Source organism: Niveispirillum sp. (assembly GCF_017996735.1).
Classification (GTDB): Bacteria; Pseudomonadota; Alphaproteobacteria; order Azospirillales; family Azospirillaceae; genus Niveispirillum.
This window is the reverse complement of record NZ_JAGOGJ010000070.1, coordinates 1-18,146: the sequence shown is the minus strand read 5'-3', so window position 1 is coordinate 18,146 and position 18,146 is coordinate 1. Positions and strand designations below refer to the sequence as shown.

The 18,146-nt window shown below is 65.3% G+C and carries 15 protein-coding genes; 5 read left to right on the top strand and 10 right to left on the bottom strand.

Annotation, left to right across the window (positions count from 1 at the left end; translation table 11 throughout):
* Positions 1-11: 11 nt before the first annotated feature.
* Together KBA48_RS19980 and KBA48_RS19975 are read left to right on the top strand one after the other, a co-directional pair.
* Complete coding sequence (locus tag KBA48_RS19980; RefSeq protein ID WP_292909624.1) at positions 12-527, top strand: hypothetical protein; 516 nt, start codon at positions 12-14, stop codon at positions 525-527.
* Positions 528-680: 153 nt separating this feature from the next.
* Positions 681-1,802: a zinc-binding dehydrogenase gene (locus KBA48_RS19975; RefSeq protein ID WP_292909622.1), complete on the top strand. Its 1,122-nt coding sequence runs from the start codon at positions 681-683 to the stop codon at positions 1,800-1,802.
* Positions 1,803-1,839: 37 nt separating this feature from the next.
* Here the strand turns inward: KBA48_RS19975 and KBA48_RS19970 are convergent, their stop codons facing one another.
* The 4 genes from KBA48_RS19970 to KBA48_RS19955 form a co-directional block, all read right to left on the bottom strand.
* Entirely contained in the window at positions 1,840-3,420 is a 1,581-nt protein-coding gene (locus KBA48_RS19970) for an FAD-binding oxidoreductase (protein WP_292909620.1), read from the bottom strand.
* A gap of 105 nt (positions 3,421-3,525) precedes the next feature.
* Positions 3,526-4,740, bottom strand: a complete 1,215-nt coding sequence (locus KBA48_RS19965; protein WP_292909618.1) for an MFS transporter — start codon at positions 4,738-4,740, stop codon at positions 3,526-3,528.
* Positions 4,741-4,762: 22 nt separating this feature from the next.
* Positions 4,763-6,115 (bottom strand): MFS transporter, encoded by a 1,353-nt coding sequence (locus KBA48_RS19960; protein WP_292909616.1) that lies wholly within the window; start codon positions 6,113-6,115, stop codon positions 4,763-4,765.
* 85 nt (positions 6,116-6,200) lie between these two features.
* Positions 6,201-7,232 carry a DUF1838 family protein gene (locus KBA48_RS19955; protein WP_292909614.1) on the bottom strand — a complete coding sequence of 344 codons (1,032 nt, stop codon included), beginning with the start codon at positions 7,230-7,232 and terminating at the stop codon, positions 6,201-6,203.
* A 214-nt stretch (positions 7,233-7,446) separates the two neighbouring features.
* Between KBA48_RS19955 and KBA48_RS19950 the strand changes: the two genes are divergently transcribed.
* From KBA48_RS19950 to KBA48_RS19940, 3 genes are all read left to right on the top strand, one after another.
* Positions 7,447-8,685 carry a class I SAM-dependent methyltransferase gene (locus tag KBA48_RS19950; protein WP_292909612.1) on the top strand — a complete coding sequence of 413 codons (1,239 nt, stop codon included), beginning with the start codon at positions 7,447-7,449 and terminating at the stop codon, positions 8,683-8,685.
* The gene (locus KBA48_RS19945) at positions 8,685-9,047 is read left to right on the top strand and encodes a hypothetical protein (protein WP_292909610.1); all 363 of its coding nucleotides are present in this window, start codon (positions 8,685-8,687) and stop codon (positions 9,045-9,047) included. Before KBA48_RS19950 ends, KBA48_RS19945 begins: the two co-directional genes overlap by 1 nt.
* Positions 9,048-9,148: 101 nt before the next feature.
* Positions 9,149-9,430 carry a hypothetical protein gene (locus KBA48_RS19940; RefSeq protein ID WP_292909608.1) on the top strand — a complete coding sequence of 94 codons (282 nt, stop codon included), beginning with the start codon at positions 9,149-9,151 and terminating at the stop codon, positions 9,428-9,430.
* Here KBA48_RS19940 and KBA48_RS19935 read toward each other — a convergent pair.
* The 6 genes from KBA48_RS19935 to KBA48_RS19910 all read right to left on the bottom strand — a co-directional run.
* Positions 9,416-10,279 carry an alpha/beta fold hydrolase gene (locus KBA48_RS19935; RefSeq protein ID WP_292909606.1) on the bottom strand — a complete coding sequence of 288 codons (864 nt, stop codon included), beginning with the start codon at positions 10,277-10,279 and terminating at the stop codon, positions 9,416-9,418. The two genes, KBA48_RS19940 and KBA48_RS19935, sit on opposite strands and share 15 nt — an antisense overlap.
* Before the next feature lie 223 nt (positions 10,280-10,502).
* Positions 10,503-12,374 carry a hydantoinase B/oxoprolinase family protein gene (locus tag KBA48_RS19930; protein ID WP_292909604.1) on the bottom strand — a complete coding sequence of 624 codons (1,872 nt, stop codon included), beginning with the start codon at positions 12,372-12,374 and terminating at the stop codon, positions 10,503-10,505.
* Positions 12,375-12,389: 15 nt separating this feature from the next.
* Positions 12,390-14,438, bottom strand: a complete 2,049-nt coding sequence (locus KBA48_RS19925) for a hydantoinase/oxoprolinase family protein (protein WP_292909602.1) — start codon at positions 14,436-14,438, stop codon at positions 12,390-12,392.
* Between the two features lie 355 nt (positions 14,439-14,793).
* Entirely contained in the window at positions 14,794-16,020 is a 1,227-nt protein-coding gene (locus tag KBA48_RS19920; protein ID WP_292909600.1) for a hypothetical protein, read from the bottom strand.
* Positions 16,021-16,200: 180 nt separating this feature from the next.
* A complete protein-coding gene (locus KBA48_RS19915) occupies positions 16,201-17,667 on the bottom strand; it encodes an FAD-dependent oxidoreductase (protein WP_292909598.1) in 1,467 nt (488 codons plus the stop codon).
* A 72-nt stretch (positions 17,668-17,739) separates the two neighbouring features.
* Positions 17,740-18,146 (bottom strand): TonB-dependent receptor (locus tag KBA48_RS19910; RefSeq protein ID WP_292909596.1); only part of this gene is annotated, 407 nt, incomplete at its 5' end.

The window sequence follows — 18,146 nt, the reverse complement described above, 5'->3', positions numbered from 1 at the left end:
GATTTCTGGATATGAGCAACAATGTCGCCGACATGCGCCGTGACATGCCCCTGCTGGCCCGTCATGAGGGCGTCTGGGAGGGCTGGTATCGCTATTATTCGGCCGAGACGGGCAAGCTGATCGACCAGCATCGCTCCCGCCTGATCTGCCGCATGACGGAGGATGGGCCGGTCCCGTACCACCAGACCAATCATTATTTCTGGGAAGATGGCCGCACCGATGTGCGCGATTTCCCGGCCTCTTACGCCGATGGCCGCATCTGGTGGGACAATGACCTAATCCAGGGCTGGGCCGCCGCCATGAAGCCCGACGATTTCGACCGTTCGACCTGCCTGCACTGGATCCGCAAGGGCGAGCCGGACCTGTATCTTTATGAAATGATCCAGATTTCCGACTGCAGCCAGTTCCGGTCACGCACCTGGCATTGGTACAAGGCCGGCAAGTGCTTCCAGCGCACCCTGATTGACGAGGTGTTCGTCACCAGGGACTGGAAGAACTTCAACAACACCAGCGCGCCGAACAATTAAGGTCGCCCGCCCAGAACAGACCCCCGGCCCGCAAGGGCCGGGGGTCTTTGTCTGTGGCGTCCCGGCCATGGCGTGATGAGCCGGCCTCATCACCCGCTGGCGACCGCCGCCATTACATTGCATGATCATCGAAAACCGCCCGAGGGAAACGCCATGCGCATCACCGCCGCCATCCTGGACCAGATCGGCCTGCCCGGCCCCTATGCCGACAGCAGGCCGCTGCGCCTGGCGGAGGTGGAACTGGCCCCGCCGCGCGCCGGTGAATTGCTGGTCCGCATCGATGCCGCCGGCCTGTGCCATTCCGACCTGTCGGTGATCAATGGCGACCGCCCCCGCCCCATGCCCATGGCCCTGGGCCACGAGGCAGCGGCGACGGTGGTGGAAACCGGCGATCCCGACAGCCCGTTCAAGCCGGGCGACCGCGTCGTCCTGGCCTTTCTGCCGGCCTGCGGGCAATGCGCCTGCTGCGGGGCCGGCGAAGGGTATCTGTGCCAGCCGGGGGCGACGGCCAATGGTGAGGGGCGGCTGCTGCGCGGCGGGCGGCGGATCATGGAACTGCCGGACAGGCAAGTGAACCACCATCTGGGCGTGTCGGCCTTTGCCACCCATGCCGTGGTGGATCAGCGTTCCGCCGTGAAAATCCCGTCCGACATCGCGCCGGAAATCGCGGCCCTGTTCGGCTGTGCCGTGCTGACCGGTGTCGGCGCCGTGATGAACACGGCCGCCGTGAAGCCGGGTGAAAGCGTTGTGGTCTATGGGCTGGGCGGTGTCGGCCTGTCGTCGCTGCTGGGCGCCGTGGCCGCCGGGGCCAACCCGGTCATCGCCGTCGATCCCATTGAGGATAAGCGCAAGCTGGCCCTGGAGCTGGGCGCCGCCGCCGCCGTGGCACCTGCCGATGCGGCCCAGGCCATCGCCGACCTGACGGGCGGCGGCGCCGATGTGGCGATTGAGACGGCGGGCAAGGCCGCCGTGCTGGCCGCCGCCTATAAATCCACCCGCCGGGGCGGGCGCACCGTCACGGTCGGCCTGCCCAACCCGGCGGAGATGTTGAGCTTCCCGGCCGTATCGCTGGTGGCCGAAGGCAAGACACTGATGGGCAGCTATATGGGCTCCTCCATCCCGTCGCGCGACGTGCCGCGCTATATCGGTCTGTGGCGGGCGGGGCGGCTGCCGGTCCATCGGCTGTTGAGCGGGACGGCACCCTTGTCGGAGATCAACCGCCTGATGGACGAGCTGGCGGCTGGCCGGGTCATCCGGCAGGTGGTCCTCCCCTGAACCAATAGGGGGAGGGTTCTCCCCTCCCCACGGTTGATTACAGTCCCAACGCACCCGGATTCATCAATCCGGTGCCGTCCACCTTTGCCTTCACGGCACCCAGAACCTCCCGCGTCACGGGGTTCATGGCGCCGGTCACCGGATACAGCCGCCCGACCTGCAGGTGCGCGGCGCCATGCTTGGCATAAAGCGCCACGCATTCCTTCTTGAGCTGCCGCATCAATTCCGCACCGTCGGGATTGGCGGGATAGCGCGGCAGGTTTCTGGCCGCGTCCGGTTCCAGGATGCGGTCATGGAAGGCCGCGCGCTCATCCTCCCAATAGAACGCCAGTTCATAGAGGAAGCCATTGGTGGCGATGGTGGAGAACATGGCGGCAGCCAGAATCTTGCACCGCGTCATCTCCGCCGCGTGGCGCGCGTACAGCGCGTCCAGATCGGCGCGGAAGGCGGCAACCCGGCTGAAAGGCAGGATGCCATGCACGGGGACCCAGCGTTCACCCTTCGGCCCCAGAATATGGTTCAGCGGCGGGAACGGATAGGCGCGGACCAGGGTCGGCATGGAGTTCTCGATCTCCTTGCCGAACGGCTCCGCCGCTGCGCGGATACGGCGCAGCATCGACCGTTCCTCATCCCGATCAAAGGCGTCGATCGTGTAATGGGCCGAATAATTGATGCCATCCAGGAAGCCGCGCCCGGCAATGACGATCTTGGCCATTTGCAGCAGCGATTCAATCGGCCCACGGCCTGCGCGGCCCACGGCCAGCAACATTTTCAGGTCGGATTTCAGATCGCCCATGCCCAGACGCTGCTTTTGCAGGAACGGATCCAGGCCGAACGCCTCCGATGCCACCCCTTCGCGCGCCACGGCGGCCATGGCGCCCAGCATCTGATCGAACGTCTGAAAGCCGAAGGAGATGCCGCTGGTGATGGGCCGGCGGCGGACCAGACGCAGGGCAACAGCAATCTTGATGCCCAGGGCGCCGGCATCGCCGCTGAACAGCCCCGTCAGGTCGGGGCCGTAATGGCGGAAGAAGGGCACGCTGTTGGGTTGCGCCCAGGACCCGGTGCGCAGGACCGACCCGTCGGCCAGCGCCACCTCCAGCCCCAGCAGACTGTCCACGGCCGTGCCGAAGGTGCCGGTACCATAGGTGACGGCATTCTGCGACATGGTTCCGCCCAGGGTGGCGCGAATGCCGGAGAAGGGACCCCAGAAGGCCGTGCGCAGACCCAGCGGCGCCAGGGCCGCATCCAGGGCTGCCCAGGTGACGCCCGCCTCCGCCACGACATACATGTCGTCGGCATTGATCTCGATGATCCGGTCCAGGCCGCTCGTATCCACCAGCACCGCGCCGGGCGTACCCGCCAGATAGCCGCTGGAATAGGACATGCCACCGCCGCGCGGCACCACGGCCACACCCGCCGCGTGCAGGAGTTTCAGCGCATCGGCCAATGCCTCCCGCATCACCGGGCGGATGACCGCCAACAACGGGGCGCCGATCGAATGCACATCCTGGCCGAAGAAGGACAGGCTGTCGGCATCCGTCAAAACCGCGCCTTCCCCCAGCACAGCGCGCAGGCGCGGCAGAAGGTCCGAAACGGGGGCGGCGATATCCGGCATGATATTGGTTTCCCTGGCAAATGCGTCTGTTGAAGACACAGTGCCAGGATCACGTCGGATAAGTTGGGGCGGCGATGCGCCTTGTCCGGACAGCGGACAAGCGTGTCAATCTTCAAACCGCTCCGGATAGCGGCCGAGCAACCCGATCAGAGCCGCCCCCACGCCGAAACCGACGGCACAGGCGATCAGGCCGACCGTGTAAGAACCGGTCGCGTCATAAAGCCGCCCGACCCCCATCGGCCCCAGACCGGCACCCAGGGCGAAGAAGCCCAACTGCCAGCCATAAATCTCGCCATAGGCGCGCAGGCCGAAATACCGGCTGGCCAGATAGGCGACCAGATCGACCTCCGCCCCCGCCGCCAGACCGATCAGCACAACCGCCGCCAGCGCCAGCGGCAGACTGCCGCCCGCCAGCATCAGCAGGAAGCAGGCCGCCCCCGCTACCGCCAGGATGCCGAAAGCCACGGCCGGCGCATAAAAGCGGTCGACCAGCACACCGATGCCGAGGCGGCCCGCAATGATGGCAAAGCCCAGCAGGCTGGCCGCCCAGACGGCACTGGCCCGCTCCATCCCGCCCCCCGACAGGATGGACACCAGATGCACGATCAGGGCGGACACGGCGAAGGAGGCGAACAGGAAACCCAGGCCCAACATCCAGAATTGCCGCGACCGGCGGGCGGCAGCCGCACTCATCCCCTGCCGGACAACGGGGGCGGCGGTGGCCTGCTTTGCCCCGCCAACCTCATGGAACAGCAGCCAGACGATGGGCAGGCCGATGACCAGGACCAGGGCGGCCTGACCCAGATAGGCGGTGCGCCAGCCATGGTCGGCGATCAGCCATTGCGTATAGGGCGGAGCCAGGATGGCGACAACACCGGTCCCCGTCAGGGTCAGTCCCAGCGCCATGCCGCGCGCCTTGTCGAACCCGGCATTGACGGCACGGGTCCAGACGATGGGCAAGGTGCCGGCCCCCAGCACCATGGCGATACCGAAGGCCAGATAGAAGCTCCACAATTCCGCACCGATCAGGCTCAACCCACCCAGACCGGCGGCAAGCCCCACCAGGGACACCAGCCCGACCGTCCGCCCGCCGAACCGGTCGGCCAGACGCCCCACGACCGGCCCCAGGAACAGGGTGGTCAGCGTGGTCAGGATGGTAGCAGAGGCCAGCGAGGTGCGGGACCAGCCGAATTCCTGGGTCAGCGGACCGATAAAGATGCCCAGCGTATAGAAGGTCAGGCCCGTGATGCCCAGACCCACACCCGTCGCCGCCGCCAGGATCAATGACCAGCCGCGCCGGAATTCCTCAATCTTGCCCATGGATGTCCGCTTTCCAGCACTGTCAGTGGCGACCGAAACGGCCATAAAGGGCCGCCGCAGCCAGATTGAATAGACCCGGAAGGACCCCGAAAGCCAGCATCACGCCGGTCAGGGCGCGCGGTTCCTGCGGCAGCCCCGCCATGGACCGCGCCACATCAAAGCCGAAGCCCGACAGGACCAGACCGACCAGCAAGGTGCCGCCCAGGGCGAAGCCGATCTTGTCCACCGCCACCCAGGCGGCGGAATAAAGCCCGGCATTGGCCCGATCCTCCCCCGCGATGTCGGACATCATGGAAAAGCTGAGCAAGGCCCAGCCGGAATTGAACAGGGCGGCCACCACGCAGAACACATAGGCGACCGGGATACCGGACCCGGCATTCTGCGACCAGGCGATATAGGTGACGCCATAGCCGATGGCCGACAGTACATAGACCGGCTTCTTGCCTACCCGCTTGGCCACCGCCACCCACAGGGGCTGGGCCACGATGATGCCGGCACAGACGGCCACGATCAGCCCGCCGATCAGCTGCAGCGCCGCCGCCCCCTGCCCCATATTGTAGGTCAGAAAATACAGCATGGAAGCATAGGCCATGCCCGACCCGATCAGTTGCAGCAGGTTGGAAGCCAGCAGAACGGAGAAACGCGGCGCCGCCAGCACGGCGATGGCCGCAGAGAAGGTCATGCGCGTGCCCGTCGCCACCGCCGGCGCCCGTCCGGCCTGCCGTGCCGCGCGGCCCGCACCGAAAAAGGCGATCAGCAGGGACAGCGGGCAGATCACGGCCAGGACGCGGGCCATGCCCTCATATCCCGGCTGCCCGCCGCCCAGATGCTGCACCACACCCGGCGCCACGGCCCCGCCGATCAGGACGCCGGCGGCGGTAAAGACCAGCCGCCAGGCCATCAGCACCGTACGCTGGTGCGGGTCATCCGACAATTCACCGGCAATGGCCAGATAGGGCACGGAGAAGCTGGCAAAAACGGCCATATACAGGCTGAACGCGGCGGCCACATAGGCAACGCGGCCCATCTCCGGCAGGTCGGCCGGCACATGGAACAGCAGCAGGAACGCCATGGGGGAACCGACGACACCGGCCAGCAGCCACCAGCGACGGTGGAACCGGTGTTTCCAGCGGTCGGACAGTACGCCGACAGCCAAATCGCAGCCCACGCCCCAGACCAGTTTCGGCACAAAGATCGCCACACCGGCCAATGCCGGCTCGATCCCCAGAACCGTGGTCATGAAGAAAAGCAGCAGCAGCGACGGCACGTCGCGGAATACCTGTCCCGCCACCTGTCCGGCGCCATAGCCGACCTGGGACAGAAGGCCCAGACGGCCGGCGGCGGGCGGGGACGCATCGGTAAGGGCGGCGGTCATTCGTGATCCTTGGGAAGGTCGCAGCATGTCTTGAACACAAAAAGGGCGGGCGGGTACCGTGGCACCCGCCCGCCCGATCATCCGCTTACTTGGGCGGCATCGGCGGCAGCGTCCGCGGCGGCGGGGGCTGCGGCGGGGTCCATCCGGCCGGCACGGGGGCCGGCGTCTGGAACCTTGCATAGTTCTCGATGCTGGACAGGGACGGGCCGTAATCCTCCGTCGGGGCGGCCAGCCATTTCGGGTCCATGGCGCGGGCGGCCTCGCGGATGTCGGCCGGGATGTCGTTCACGCTGTCATAGGCGCCGAAGGAACAGAAATAGGAGATATGGCCCGGCGCCTGACCCATCAGCATCCAGGGCAGCCACGGCGTGATCCGCGACCAGGAACCGACCGCCTTCACATGCGTCAGCTTCGGGTTCTCCAGATCCTTGCGCTTGATCACATAGGTGAACAGTTCCGACACGCGGTTGAAGGCGCCGGAGGATTCGCGCACCCACTTATCGGGCTGAAGGGCGTTGGGATAGAACAGGTGGATGTCGGTGGTCAGGATCACCGTGTCATCCGGGCCATAACGCCAGTCCAGCAGGAACGGCTCCGGTGGCGGCTTGTCCTTGTTCAGCCCGCCATAGGAGGGCGGCTGCGGCCGGAATTCACCGATCGTGTAATTATAGGGGTCATTGGCGATGGGAACGACGCGCACATCCTCGTTCGTGTAAGGGTTGCGCCAGGTCTTCAGGATTTCGCCGGTCTTGGCATCGCGGTAGAAGCCGATCTCGCGCAGCATGCGGCGATAGGAACCGTCTTCCAGACGCTTGGTGCGCACGAAGCTGAACCCGTCCAGGATGAACAGGGTACGCACCGGCTCGTTATCGCGCACGCCATAGACATTACCCCGGAACCAGCCAATCTTTTCCTTGGTCGGATCGATATCGGCGTCAAGGCGGACATAAGAGTCCCGGTTCCATTTCGGGTCCTTGAAATCGATCTTGGTCAGGAAGGACGGCGTGGCAGAGGACGCCGCCGAAGCCGCCGACACACCGGCGCCAACCGCACCAGCGGCGGCAGCCATGGCCGCAAGGCCAAGGCTTTGACGGCGCGTCAATTCAGGTCCGCTCATGATCCCGGAACTCCCATTGTTCTGATCGGAGGGCGTGGCACCGCCTTCCTTGTCGCCATCAAATCTGGCGCGGAAGAATTCAGCCTGGAAACGATCATCCCGGCCATATCCACCTGATGGACATTCCGGGCCAGCAGCCTTTGCCCGCATCCCCCTCCGGCCCTTCAATCGGCATCGGGTTTTCCAAGCAACCATCACCGGTCCGGGAGCGGTCATGCTTAATACGTTCCAGCAACAGGCGCATCCAGCGCTGCCCACCGCCACGCATGACGAGGCGTCGCGCCAGGAATTCACCAAAAGCTTCAAGAACTTCATTCAACAGAAGCTTCTGCCCGGCCTGACGCCGATCTATCGCAACCGCGTGGCCCCGGCCTTCGAGGCGCAGCATGGGCGGGCGCCCGCCGACCGCCGCGATATCCGCGCCGGCATGGTGCGCGACCTGTATTTCCAGCATTACGCCTCGGCCAACCGCATCGCACAGGAACTGCTGTGGGAGGCCACCAATATCAGCATCGACCGGCAATTGCCGGACCTGATCGACAAGGCCACCGAACTGTCGGCCAAGTCGGGGGCCGTGCTGGATATTCCCGACGGTTTTGCGGTCCCGCGCTATATCACGGCACTGGACATTCATTGCATGCCCGGCGGCTATGCCACGGAAGTGGCCAAGAACGATATCTCCGTCGGTGCCCTTTATGACCGTGGCGTCTATCTTTACGCCATGGGCTATATGGGCCCGCTGAACGACGATATGGGCCGGTCGGTCTGCAACTACCTGCAGCGCCGCATGCCGGACTTCAAGCCGAAGCGTATCCTGGACATGGGTTGCACGGTCGGTCACGCCACCCTACCCTACAAGGAATTGTTCCCCGACGCCGAAGTGTGGGGCATTGATGTCGGCGGGCCTTGCGTGCGCTATGCCCATGCCCGTGCGGCCGGCCTGGGCCTGGAAGTGAACTTCGCCCAGATGAACGCGGAGGAAACCCGGTTCCCCGACGGGCATTTCGATCTGGTGGTCAGCCACATCCTGCTGCACGAGACGTCGGCCAAGGCCATGCCGCGCATCTTCAAGGAATGCCATCGGCTGCTGTCACCGGGCGGATTGATGATCCATGCCGATCTGCCGCCCTTCGACCTGATGGACCCGTTCACCCAGTTCATCCTGGATAACGAGACCTGGTACAATAACGAGCCCTTCTGGGGCGCCATGCGGGAAATGGACCAGTTCGCACTGGCAGAGAAGGCTGGGTTCGACCGGGCCGACGCCCGGTTCGACACCGCCCCCATGGCCGTCATGGAATTCGCCGCCAGCGAGGCCGCCGGATACAGCCAGGATGCCGCCAGCGCCGTGGCCGAACGTGAATTCACCGCTGGTGAATATGCGCCCGGCGGCGGCTGGGAAGTGTTCATCGCCCGGAAGCAATCGACGATCGCCGCCAAGGATGCCGCCTGATGACCAGCACCGCCAATCGCCCGCACGTCGTCAAGGACGCCAAGGGCAAGCGCCCGCAATTCTATGAAGCGCCCGGCATGGATCAGGCCATGTCCATGATCCTGGTTCTCGCGAACGAGATTTCTGTTCTGCATGACCGGCTGGACAGCGTCGAACGCTATGCCAAGACCACGGGCCTGGATCTGGCCGCCGGCATTGAAACCCTTGTGCTGGATCAGGAAGCGCTGGAAGCGCGCGAGGCCTGGCGCCAGGATTTCCTGGACCGGATCTTCTATCTGATGCGCAAGGAAGCGCGTGAGGCGGCCGAGGCCGACACCAAGGAACGCTTCAACCGCACCATCGAGGAGATCGCGGAGGCGTGAGCCTTCCCCTTACCCGATTGTTGTTTTCCTCCTGAAACTGCCGCCACCCACGGTCCCCCTGTGGGTGGCGGGCTTGTCTTTGGACCCTGTCAGAACCCGCGATGCAGCTTTCCCTCGACAACCAGACCCTTCGCCGCAGCCTGGACGCGGCTGCCGGCATTCCGGAAGTCGTGATGATGATCCCGGCTTACTACCGGCTCTATATGCTGATGCGCGCTGAATTGCTGGGCAATCTGGCAACGGACGTGCCGACCACCCAAAAGGGTTTGGCCGCCCATTACGGCGTCTGCCGGGGGACGGCCACTGCGGCTTTGGCTTTGTTGAACCGTGACGGGCTGGTCAAGCCCGCGCGGCGGGGACGGCCCCGGTCACTTGACCGTTAAACGGGCCGGACCCTTATCCGACAGGCGACCATTCAGCGCCGCCAGCGCCTTCTTGTCGCCGCTGGCATGGGCGCGCATGAACAGCACCGACAGGTCCGCCGCGATGGCGAGCTGTTCGGCCTGCACCGGCCCCGGCAATTCCGGCCGGCAGATGCCGCCACCGAAATAATGGTCAACCCCGTCCAGCACCAGCGCATAGCGGTTGCCGCCGGGGGCGGCTTCGTCATAGGGCAGCAGATGGCTTTGCCAGTCGCCGACCTGACCCGGCGGCACATCCTTGTCGCCCGTCTGGATCAGGGCGGGCACGGCCAGTGGCGCATAATCACCGGCCTTGATGAAGCCCATGCCCGCACCGGGCGGGGAGAAGGCCAGGGAGACCAGGGCGCGCGGGTCCCGCAGGGGCGTTTTCACCTCCGGCGGCACGGCGATGGCCGACCCGCCCAGGCAGAGCGCGACCAAGGCGCCATAGGAATGGCCGGCGGCGATATAGGGTCCGTTCAGATGGTCCGCCAGCGCCCGCACATCCTCGATCCGCGCCGGCCAGCTTGCCAGACCCTGGAAACTGGCGCGGTCGGGATGATCGGCGCTGTCCACATGCAACGGGGCATAGACGCTGTAACCGGCCTTCGTCCAGGCATCGACCAGCGGCTGATATTTCCACGGCGCCGACAGGGCACCATGGGAAAACAGGATACGCCCGGCCTCCGTGCCCACCGCCTTCCAGACACTGACCGACACCGCACGGCCCGATGGGGTTTTGACGGTCAGGTCGGCGGGCGCCGCCCAGGCCGGCAGCACCGTCAGGGCCGTGGCGGACAGCAGGAACAGGCGGCGGGACAGGGGGGCCATGGGATGCTCCGTTTGTTCTGGGACGGGTTTTGAAAATAGGGAGAACCTGGCTCCCTCACCCTCCCAAGCCTTGACAGGCTTGGGCCCCTCCCTCTCCCACTTTCGTGGGCGAGGGGCGGAAATTCAGGCTATGAACCTGTTTCTGCCCCTCGCCCGCTTGCGGGAGAGGGAGGGGCCCAAACGCGTCAGCGTTTGGGAGGGTGAGGGCCCAATCGCCCCAGCCTCACGCCGCGAAATGCGCCAGCTTGACCGGCGGCTTCGGCGCCGGCAAGCCGGTGTCCATCAGGCTGTTGGCGCGCAGCGTGTCGATGTCGGGGCCGTAATTGAAGACCGACGTCACCGGCCCCCGCTCCGCCCGCATCTTCACGCGCAGCGCCTCGGTGGCCGCCGCATCGACCTTGCCGTCGACCAGCACGACGCCATAGCGCTTGGCCCCCTCAACCGTGACCAGACCACGCTCCAGCTCCAGTTCCAGCAAGGTCGGATCGCGCAGCAGCGGGTCGCCCCAGCCGCCGCCGCCCCAGGTGATGAAATGCAACTGGTCGCCCGCCTCGATGGTCAGGTTCTCCAGCTTGTTGCCCACCACGGTCTGGGTGCCATCGGGCTTTTCCAGGATCTTGCGGGCGCGGGCACCGGGCTCGCCGCCATTCACGCCCCAGGGCATGGTGAACCAGCGGTCATCATGGATGGCGATGGTGCCCGAGGCCAGGAAGCGGTAGGTCATGATGATGCCGTTGCCCCCGCGATGCAGTCCGGCCCCGCCGCTGTCGGCCACCGTCTCATACCGTTCGATGACCAGCGGGAAATACCGCTCCAGGAACTCGTTCGGCACGTTGGTGAAGCCGGGGAACAGCGAGTGCCCGTCCGGCCCGTCGCCCAGCGGCCGGCCGGGAATGCCGCCGAACCCGATCTGGAAAAGCTGGAACCAGCGGCCCTTGGCGTCATAGCCGGAATAGAACAGGTGCGGGGAGGAGGAGAAGCCGGCGGCATTGAGGAATTCCGGCGTCTTCTGCCCCAGCAGCCCGCCCATGATGTCGAACAGCCGGCCCAGCGCATGGGTACGGCCCGACAAGGCGGCCGGGAATTTCGGCTTCAGCAGAGAGCCTTCGGGGATCTTCACCCGGATCAGGTCGTAATAGCCGTCATTGAACAGCACCTGCGGGTCGAAGACCATGATCATGTAGATGCCGAAGAACATCTTCAGCATGTTTTCGTTCAGGAAGAAATTGATCGAGGCCTGGCTCTGCGGGTCGGTACCGTCGAAATCCAGCACCACGATATCGCCTTCACGATGCATGGTGCAGCGGATCTTGTAGGGGCCGTAACCCATACCGTCGTCGCAGATATAATCCTCGAAACTGACCTTCTCCTCGCTGATGGAACTGGCGATCAACTGCTTCATGGCGCGGTAATTGCGGGCCAGCAGCTCATCGGTAGCGGCGGCGAAGACATCGTCGCCGAACCGCTCGCACATTTCCACCACGCGGCGGGCCGCCACGCGGCAGGACGCGATCAGGGCGTTCAGGTCGGCGGTACACCAGTCGGGCTTGCGCGTCTGGGCCATGATCAGCTTGATCACGTCGTCATTATAGACGCCCTTCTTGTAGATCTTCACGGGCGGGATGCGCACCCCTTCCTCGAAGATCGAAGTGGCGTCGATGGGCATCGACCCCACGACCTTGCCGCCAATGTCGGACTGGTGACCGAACATGGAGGTGTAGGCGACCAGACGGCCATCCTTGAACACGGGCAGAAGGACCAGCCAATCATTCAGATGGCTGATGGCGCCGCCGACCGAATAGGGGTCGGACAGCATGATCATGTCGCCTTCTTCGACCGTGCCCTCGAACCCGTCCAGGAACGGGCCGATATAGGAACCGAACTGGCCCACGATCATCTGGCCGGTACGGTCGGCGATCAGGGGGAAGGCGTCGCCCTGTTCACGGATGCCGGGCGACATGGCCGTGCGCACCAGGGTGGCATCCATCTCGATACGGGCATTGCGCAGGGCGTTTTCGATGACTTCCAGCGTCACCGGGTCGATGCTGACCTTGTTGAAGGGGGCGTTGTTGGTCTGGATGATCTGGGCGGGCATGGATCACACTCCCCTTCAGCGCGGGTTGATCAGGATATTGCCGACGCGGTCGACCAGGCCGTCACAACCGGCCTCGATCAGCGTCGTGCTGTCCATTTCGATGACGATGGCGGGACCCGGGATCAGGTCGCCGGCCTTCAGGCGGGACCGGTCATAGATCACGGCCGGCACCATCCGGCCATCCATCCACAGTTCATGATCGCGGATCTTGGCCGCCGACGGATCGCCATTGCCCTGGGGCAGTTCGGCTGCCGGCAGGTCCAGCACGGGGCCCAGGGCCACAGCGCGCAAATTCACCAGTTCATGCGGCGACGGCATGTTGAAGGTGAACAGGCGGTGATGCTCTTCATCAAAGCGCCTGGTCACACCGGCCAGACCGTCACGGCGCAGGGTTTCGGGATCGATGGACAGCGGCACTTCGAAGGCCTGGCCCTCGTACCGCACGTCGATCTCGAACAGGCTGGTGATGTCTTCGTCCTTGATGCCTTCGGCCTTCAGCTCGTCCCGCGTCTGGGCGGCCATGGATTCCAGGAGGGCAATCACCTCCGCCTCGTCCGTCTCGTCAAACCGGCGGGAGAAGGAACGCGCCGTTTCGGTGCGCATGCGCGTGGTCGCATCGCCAAGCGCACACAGCACGCCGGGGGACACGGGCGACACCGCCGGCCAGGAGCTCATCAGCCGGGCCACCGCATTGACATGCAGCGGACCGGCGCCGCCAAAGCCCATCAGGGCGAAGTCGCGCGGATCATAACCCTGCTGGACCGAGATCATGCGCAGCGCGCCGAACATGTTCTCGTTCACGATATCGATGATACCGCGTGCGGCGGCATAAAGATCAATGCCCAGCGTATCGGCGATGGTCTGCACCGCCTTCTTGGCGCCTTCCCGGTCCAGCTTGAAGGTGCCGCCCAGCAGCGCCTCGGGCAGATAGCCCAGCACGACATTGGCGTCGGTCACGGTGGGAAGCTGGCCACCCTTGCCGTAGGCCACGGGACCGGGCACGGCACCGGCCGATTGCGGGCCGACGCGCAGCGCCTTGGTCAGTTCCGGCACATAGGCGATGGAACCGCCGCCAGCGCCCACCGTCTTCACATCCAGCGAGGAGGCGCGGACGGCCAGGTGCCCGACCTCGGTGGTCCGCACCCGGCGCGGGTCCAGATTTTCAATCAGGGCCACGTCGGTCGAGGTGCCCCCCACATCCAGCGTCAGGATGTTGCGGATACCGGAATTGGCCCCCACCCACAAAGCCCCCGTCACGCCGCCAGCCGGGCCCGACATCAGCAGGGAGACAGGATGTTCTTCCGACTTTTCCGACGACATCAGACCGCCGTCGGAGCGCAGCAACGACAGCGAGCCCGCCATGCCAGCCGAGCGCAGCTTTTCACGCAGGTTGCGGACATAACGGCCGACGATGGGACGGACGGAGGCATTGGCGACGGTGGTCAGCGTGCGCTCATATTCCTGCATCTCCGGCAGGACCTCATGAGACAGCGACACGGGCACGCCGGGCAGGATTTCCGCCGCCAGTTCGCCCACGCGCTTTTCGTGCGCACCATTCAGATAGGCGTTGATCAGGGAGACGGTGACCGCCTCCACGCCGTTGTCCTTCAGCCGCAGCAGGGCGTCGCGGATATTGGCCTCGTCGATGGGGCGCAGTTCGTTACCCTGGGCGTCCATGCGGCCCTTGATCTCGAACGTGTTTTCCAGCCGGGCCAGCGGCTCCGGCTTGGGCCAGACGATCCAGCCGGCCAGACCGCCCGGCACGAAGGATCGCGCGATCTGCATGATCTGGCGATAGCCCTCGGTGACGATCAGGCCGACCTTTGCCCCTTTGCCTTCCAGCACGGCATTGGTGGCGACCGTGGTACCGTGCAGGAAGAACTCGACGTCGGCCGGCGTGATGCCCGCCTTTTCGCAGATGGCGGTGACGCCGTTCAGGATGCCGACGGAACTGTCGGCCGGGGTCGACGGGGTCTTGTGCCGCCAGAAGGCGCCCGTCGCATCATTGAACAGCAGCAGGTCGGTGAAGGTGCCCCCCACATCGACGCCCAAGCGGTAACCCATCGCATCCCCCTATTCTGGAAGCGGTCAAATCTCTGTTTCAGCAGTACCGGAACCATGGCCCGCCACCATCGGCGGCGACCTGTTTGACCGCTGTGCGGATGCGGTCGACCGGACGGACGGATTGGCGGCCCGGAAAAACAGGTACGGCCCACCTTTTGGGCGGGCCGTGTGGGCAGGTTTGGTGACGTTCGGATGGTGTTCCCTCACCCTCCCAAGCCTTGACAGGCTTGGGCCCCTCCCTCTCCCGCACAGCGGGCGAGGGGCTTAACTTTCGCCCCTCGCCCACGAACGTGGGAGAGGGAGGGGCCTGAACGCGCCAGCGTTCGGGAGGGTGAGGGTCAGACGCACAAACCGCTTACTGCGGCGCCGCCGACCCCGTTTCGCGCTTCAGGATGGTGATCAGCGCCTTCTGCGTTTCCGGGTCCGTGATGTTGCCCGACGACACGACCATGGATGTGCCAGGCGCGAAGGCGTCCGGATTGGCCAGGAACTTCGCCAGATTCTCATCCGTCCAGACCTCTCCCGCCTGCCCATGGGCGGCCAGCGCCTGACCATAGGGGAAGTTGGGCACGGTGGCGATCTTCTGGCCCATGATGCCGTACAGGTTGGGGCCGACCATATGCGCCCCACCCTTGTTCATGGTGTGGCAGAAGGTGCACCATTTGAACGTCTCGGCCCGCACCTTGCGTTCGAAATCGGTCTCGGGCGGCAATTGCTCGATGATCAGGGGCGCGTCATGCGAGGTAACATGGGCCGCCGCCTCCACCCGCTGCCCCTGCGCGAAGGGGGAGACGCGGAACAGCATGTGCGGGCCATACATGCCGACCACCACCACGGCCAGGGCGGCGATGGCGGCGGGCACCACGCCGCGCACGGCATCAGGATCGGACACGGCCGTCACCCGGCCCCGGCGGACCAGCCATGACAGGCCCCAGATGGCGGCACAGATGCCCAGGAAGATGGCAACCGCGCCCGGCCCCCGCTCATACGACTTGAAGGTCGACAGCGCGAAGACGGAGGAGGAGAAGCTGAGCAGCACGAACAGGCCGAAACCCGGTGGGAAGGCGCCGAACAGGCCGCGCCCATGCCGGAACAGGAACCAGACCGCCGTCAGCAGGGCCGCCAGCTTCAGCACCAGCAGGCTGGTGCTAACCCCGGAATGGAAATAACCGGTGAACAGCCAGATGTCCCGGTTCTCCCCCAGCAGGGCCGGGATCGGGATGGGACCCAGATGCAGGTCCATCCCGTGGCTCCACACCACCAGCACACCCAGCAGCGGGGCCGCGAAAAACATCAGATAGGTGGCGTTGACCAAGGCCATGACCCAGGCCCTGGCGCGCGGCGGCAGCGGCACCTGCGGCCCCGGCGCCCGTCCCTTCAGCCATTGCCAGAGGCGCAGCGCCGCATACAGGAACAGGGCCGTGCCCAGGAAATAATGCCAGCCGCGCAACTGTTCGCGGATGGGGGCCGCCTTGTCCGACCGCAGCAGGATCATGGTCAGCAGATCATGAACCAGGACCAGCAGCGGCAAGCCATAGGCCAGGACCTTGTCCAGCGGCCGGTTCGCGTCACGTTGTTCCATACCCGATATCCCCCAGCGGCCCCTTGTTGACTTTTGAAGCGTGATTCCGGCCGTCGGGAAAACGCCTTGGTTACACATTTTCCTAAATCGCCGGCGCCGCATCCGCGGCTTGGCTTACGCGGCATGGGCCGCGCGGCGGCAGTCGCCGCCGTCGCGGTTTCCGGCAAACCGGAAACCGCTTTAAAGCTTTTCAAGGATTTCCAGTGCAGCGGCCTCGCCCGTCTCCATGGCGCTTTCCATGCCATGTTCCAGGCGGCGCAGATGCTCGCCCGCGAAATGAATGCGCCCGGCGGGCTTGCCCATTTCCATGGCGAAGCGCTTCACCTGTCCCGGCGCGTAGAAATGCTTGTTGCCGCCCACGAACGGATTGCGGCCCCAGCTATAGCCGACCTTGTATTCCAGGGCGCCGGCCATGCTGGGCCGGATACGGGCCAGTTCGGCCAGCACCAGTTCAACCTGTTTGGACGTATCACGGTCATCCCAGCGGGTGGCGCCGTCGCCATTGACCCAGACGATCATGCTGTCGATCTCACCCGTCTCCGGATGCTTCAAGGCGAAGGCGCGTTCGAAGGATGCGTTGCTCCAGATCGAGGGCGGCAGACCGTCCTTTTCCCAATAGGGCTTCTTGATCTTGAAATGGAACTGTGTCGTCGCGGAATAGCGCGCGCCGGCAATGGCATCGGCCTGCGCGTCGGGCAGGCCCGGCGTGAAGCGGATGCGGCTGACGGCACTGAACGGAGCCGCCATCACCAGGAAGCGGCTGGTCAGCACGTCGCCATTACCCAGCAGGGTCTTGACCTGATCACCCGCCTGATCGACGGCGATGACGGGGCTGTTCAGGCGCACCGGCAGTTTCAGCGCGGCGGCCATGGCGCGCGGCAGCATGTCGGAACCGCCGACGATGTAGCTGCGGTCGGATACCAGCGAGGCACCGCCATATTGGGGCTTGTTGGGGTCCTTGAAGCCTTCCACCTGCGCGCGCGCCATGTCGCGGAAGATGGACAGGGCCGATACGCCCTCCAGACTGGCGCCGTTCAGGTCAAGATCGGCCAGACGGATCGCCGCCTCCGACACGCCCTTGGACCGCATCAGTTCGGCGGCGGAAATGTCGAACTGCAAATTCTCGGGCTGCAGCCAGGCATTGGTCTGATTGAAGGGCAGCCAGTCATGCATCAGGCGGTTTTGCAGGATATAGGGCAGGAAGTCGCGTTCCTTGCCGCGCGTCTGGTTGACGGGCGACTTGGCCCAATCGGACGGCAGGACATTGGTGCCGTCGACATTGATCAGGAAATCGGTGCCCTTGGCGCCCTTGGTGGTCAGCCCGACATTGTGGCGGGCGCAGGCATCGCGGACGCGGCCATAAAGGGCGCCCACCTCGCTGCCGCCCAACTCCGCCTGATAGCCTTCGGCCCGGCCGGTGCGCAGCCGGCCGCCGACCCGGTCGGACGCTTCCACCACCTGCACCACCAGCCCCTGTTCCTCCAGCATGGCGGCGGCATTCAGACCGGCAAGGCCGGCACCGACAACCACGACATCGACAGTCTGGGGCCCGGCAGCCCAGCCGCGCGACGCGGCAAGCAGCGGGACGGCGGCCAGCATGCCGCCCACGACGGAACGGCGGGACAGGATCGGCTGACGGAGGGTCATGAGCGCGTTCTCCAACCTTGTAAAAACTACAATCCCCCGGCCGTGGCGGCCGGGGGAAGCGTCATTGCATCATCAGAACTTGGCGGAAGCCGTCACGCCGAAGCGGCGGCCCTCACCCTGATAGACTTCCATGATGCGCTGGGTGCCGACATTGTAATTGCGCGGCTGCTGGATGATGTTGGCGTTGTACTTCTCGTCGGTCAGGTTGGTGACCCAGGCCGCGATGGAGTAGCTATCGCTTTCCAGCGCCAGACGCAGGTTGGTCAGCGTGCGCTCACCGAAGGTGGTGAGGTTCAGGCTGTTGACATAGGTCGGGCCGGTGTAATTGACATCCACACGACCGGCCAGGGTGGAGTCGGCAGACACCGGCACGTCGGCAGTGGCGTGCAGGTTGTACTGCAGCTTCACCGAGCGGGCCGGACGATTGCCGGCGATGGACGCGAAGGTGCCACGGCCGGGAATGGTGACCAGATCGCAGA

Excerpts from the sequence above, each read along its gene's own strand:
- KBA48_RS19980 (WP_292909624.1), top strand. The coding sequence starts at position 12 with ATGAGCAACAATGTCGCCGACATGCGCCGTGACATGCCCCTGCTGGCC.
- KBA48_RS19975 (WP_292909622.1), top strand. The coding sequence starts at position 681 with ATGCGCATCACCGCCGCCATCCTGGACCAGATCGGCCTGCCCGGCCCC.
- KBA48_RS19970 (WP_292909620.1), bottom strand. The coding sequence starts at position 3,420 with ATGCCGGATATCGCCGCCCCCGTTTCGGACCTTCTGCCGCGCCTGCGC.
- KBA48_RS19965 (WP_292909618.1), bottom strand. The coding sequence starts at position 4,740 with ATGGGCAAGATTGAGGAATTCCGGCGCGGCTGGTCATTGATCCTGGCG.
- KBA48_RS19960 (WP_292909616.1), bottom strand. The coding sequence starts at position 6,115 with ATGACCGCCGCCCTTACCGATGCGTCCCCGCCCGCCGCCGGCCGTCTG.
- KBA48_RS19955 (WP_292909614.1), bottom strand. The coding sequence starts at position 7,232 with ATGAGCGGACCTGAATTGACGCGCCGTCAAAGCCTTGGCCTTGCGGCC.
- KBA48_RS19950 (WP_292909612.1), top strand. The coding sequence starts at position 7,447 with ATGCTTAATACGTTCCAGCAACAGGCGCATCCAGCGCTGCCCACCGCC.
- KBA48_RS19945 (WP_292909610.1), top strand. The coding sequence starts at position 8,685 with ATGACCAGCACCGCCAATCGCCCGCACGTCGTCAAGGACGCCAAGGGC.
- KBA48_RS19940 (WP_292909608.1), top strand. The coding sequence starts at position 9,149 with ATGCAGCTTTCCCTCGACAACCAGACCCTTCGCCGCAGCCTGGACGCG.
- KBA48_RS19935 (WP_292909606.1), bottom strand. The coding sequence starts at position 10,279 with ATGGCCCCCCTGTCCCGCCGCCTGTTCCTGCTGTCCGCCACGGCCCTG.
- KBA48_RS19930 (WP_292909604.1), bottom strand. The coding sequence starts at position 12,374 with ATGCCCGCCCAGATCATCCAGACCAACAACGCCCCCTTCAACAAGGTC.
- KBA48_RS19925 (WP_292909602.1), bottom strand. The coding sequence starts at position 14,438 with ATGGGTTACCGCTTGGGCGTCGATGTGGGGGGCACCTTCACCGACCTG.
- KBA48_RS19920 (WP_292909600.1), bottom strand. The coding sequence starts at position 16,020 with ATGGAACAACGTGACGCGAACCGGCCGCTGGACAAGGTCCTGGCCTAT.
- KBA48_RS19915 (WP_292909598.1), bottom strand. The coding sequence starts at position 17,667 with ATGACCCTCCGTCAGCCGATCCTGTCCCGCCGTTCCGTCGTGGGCGGC.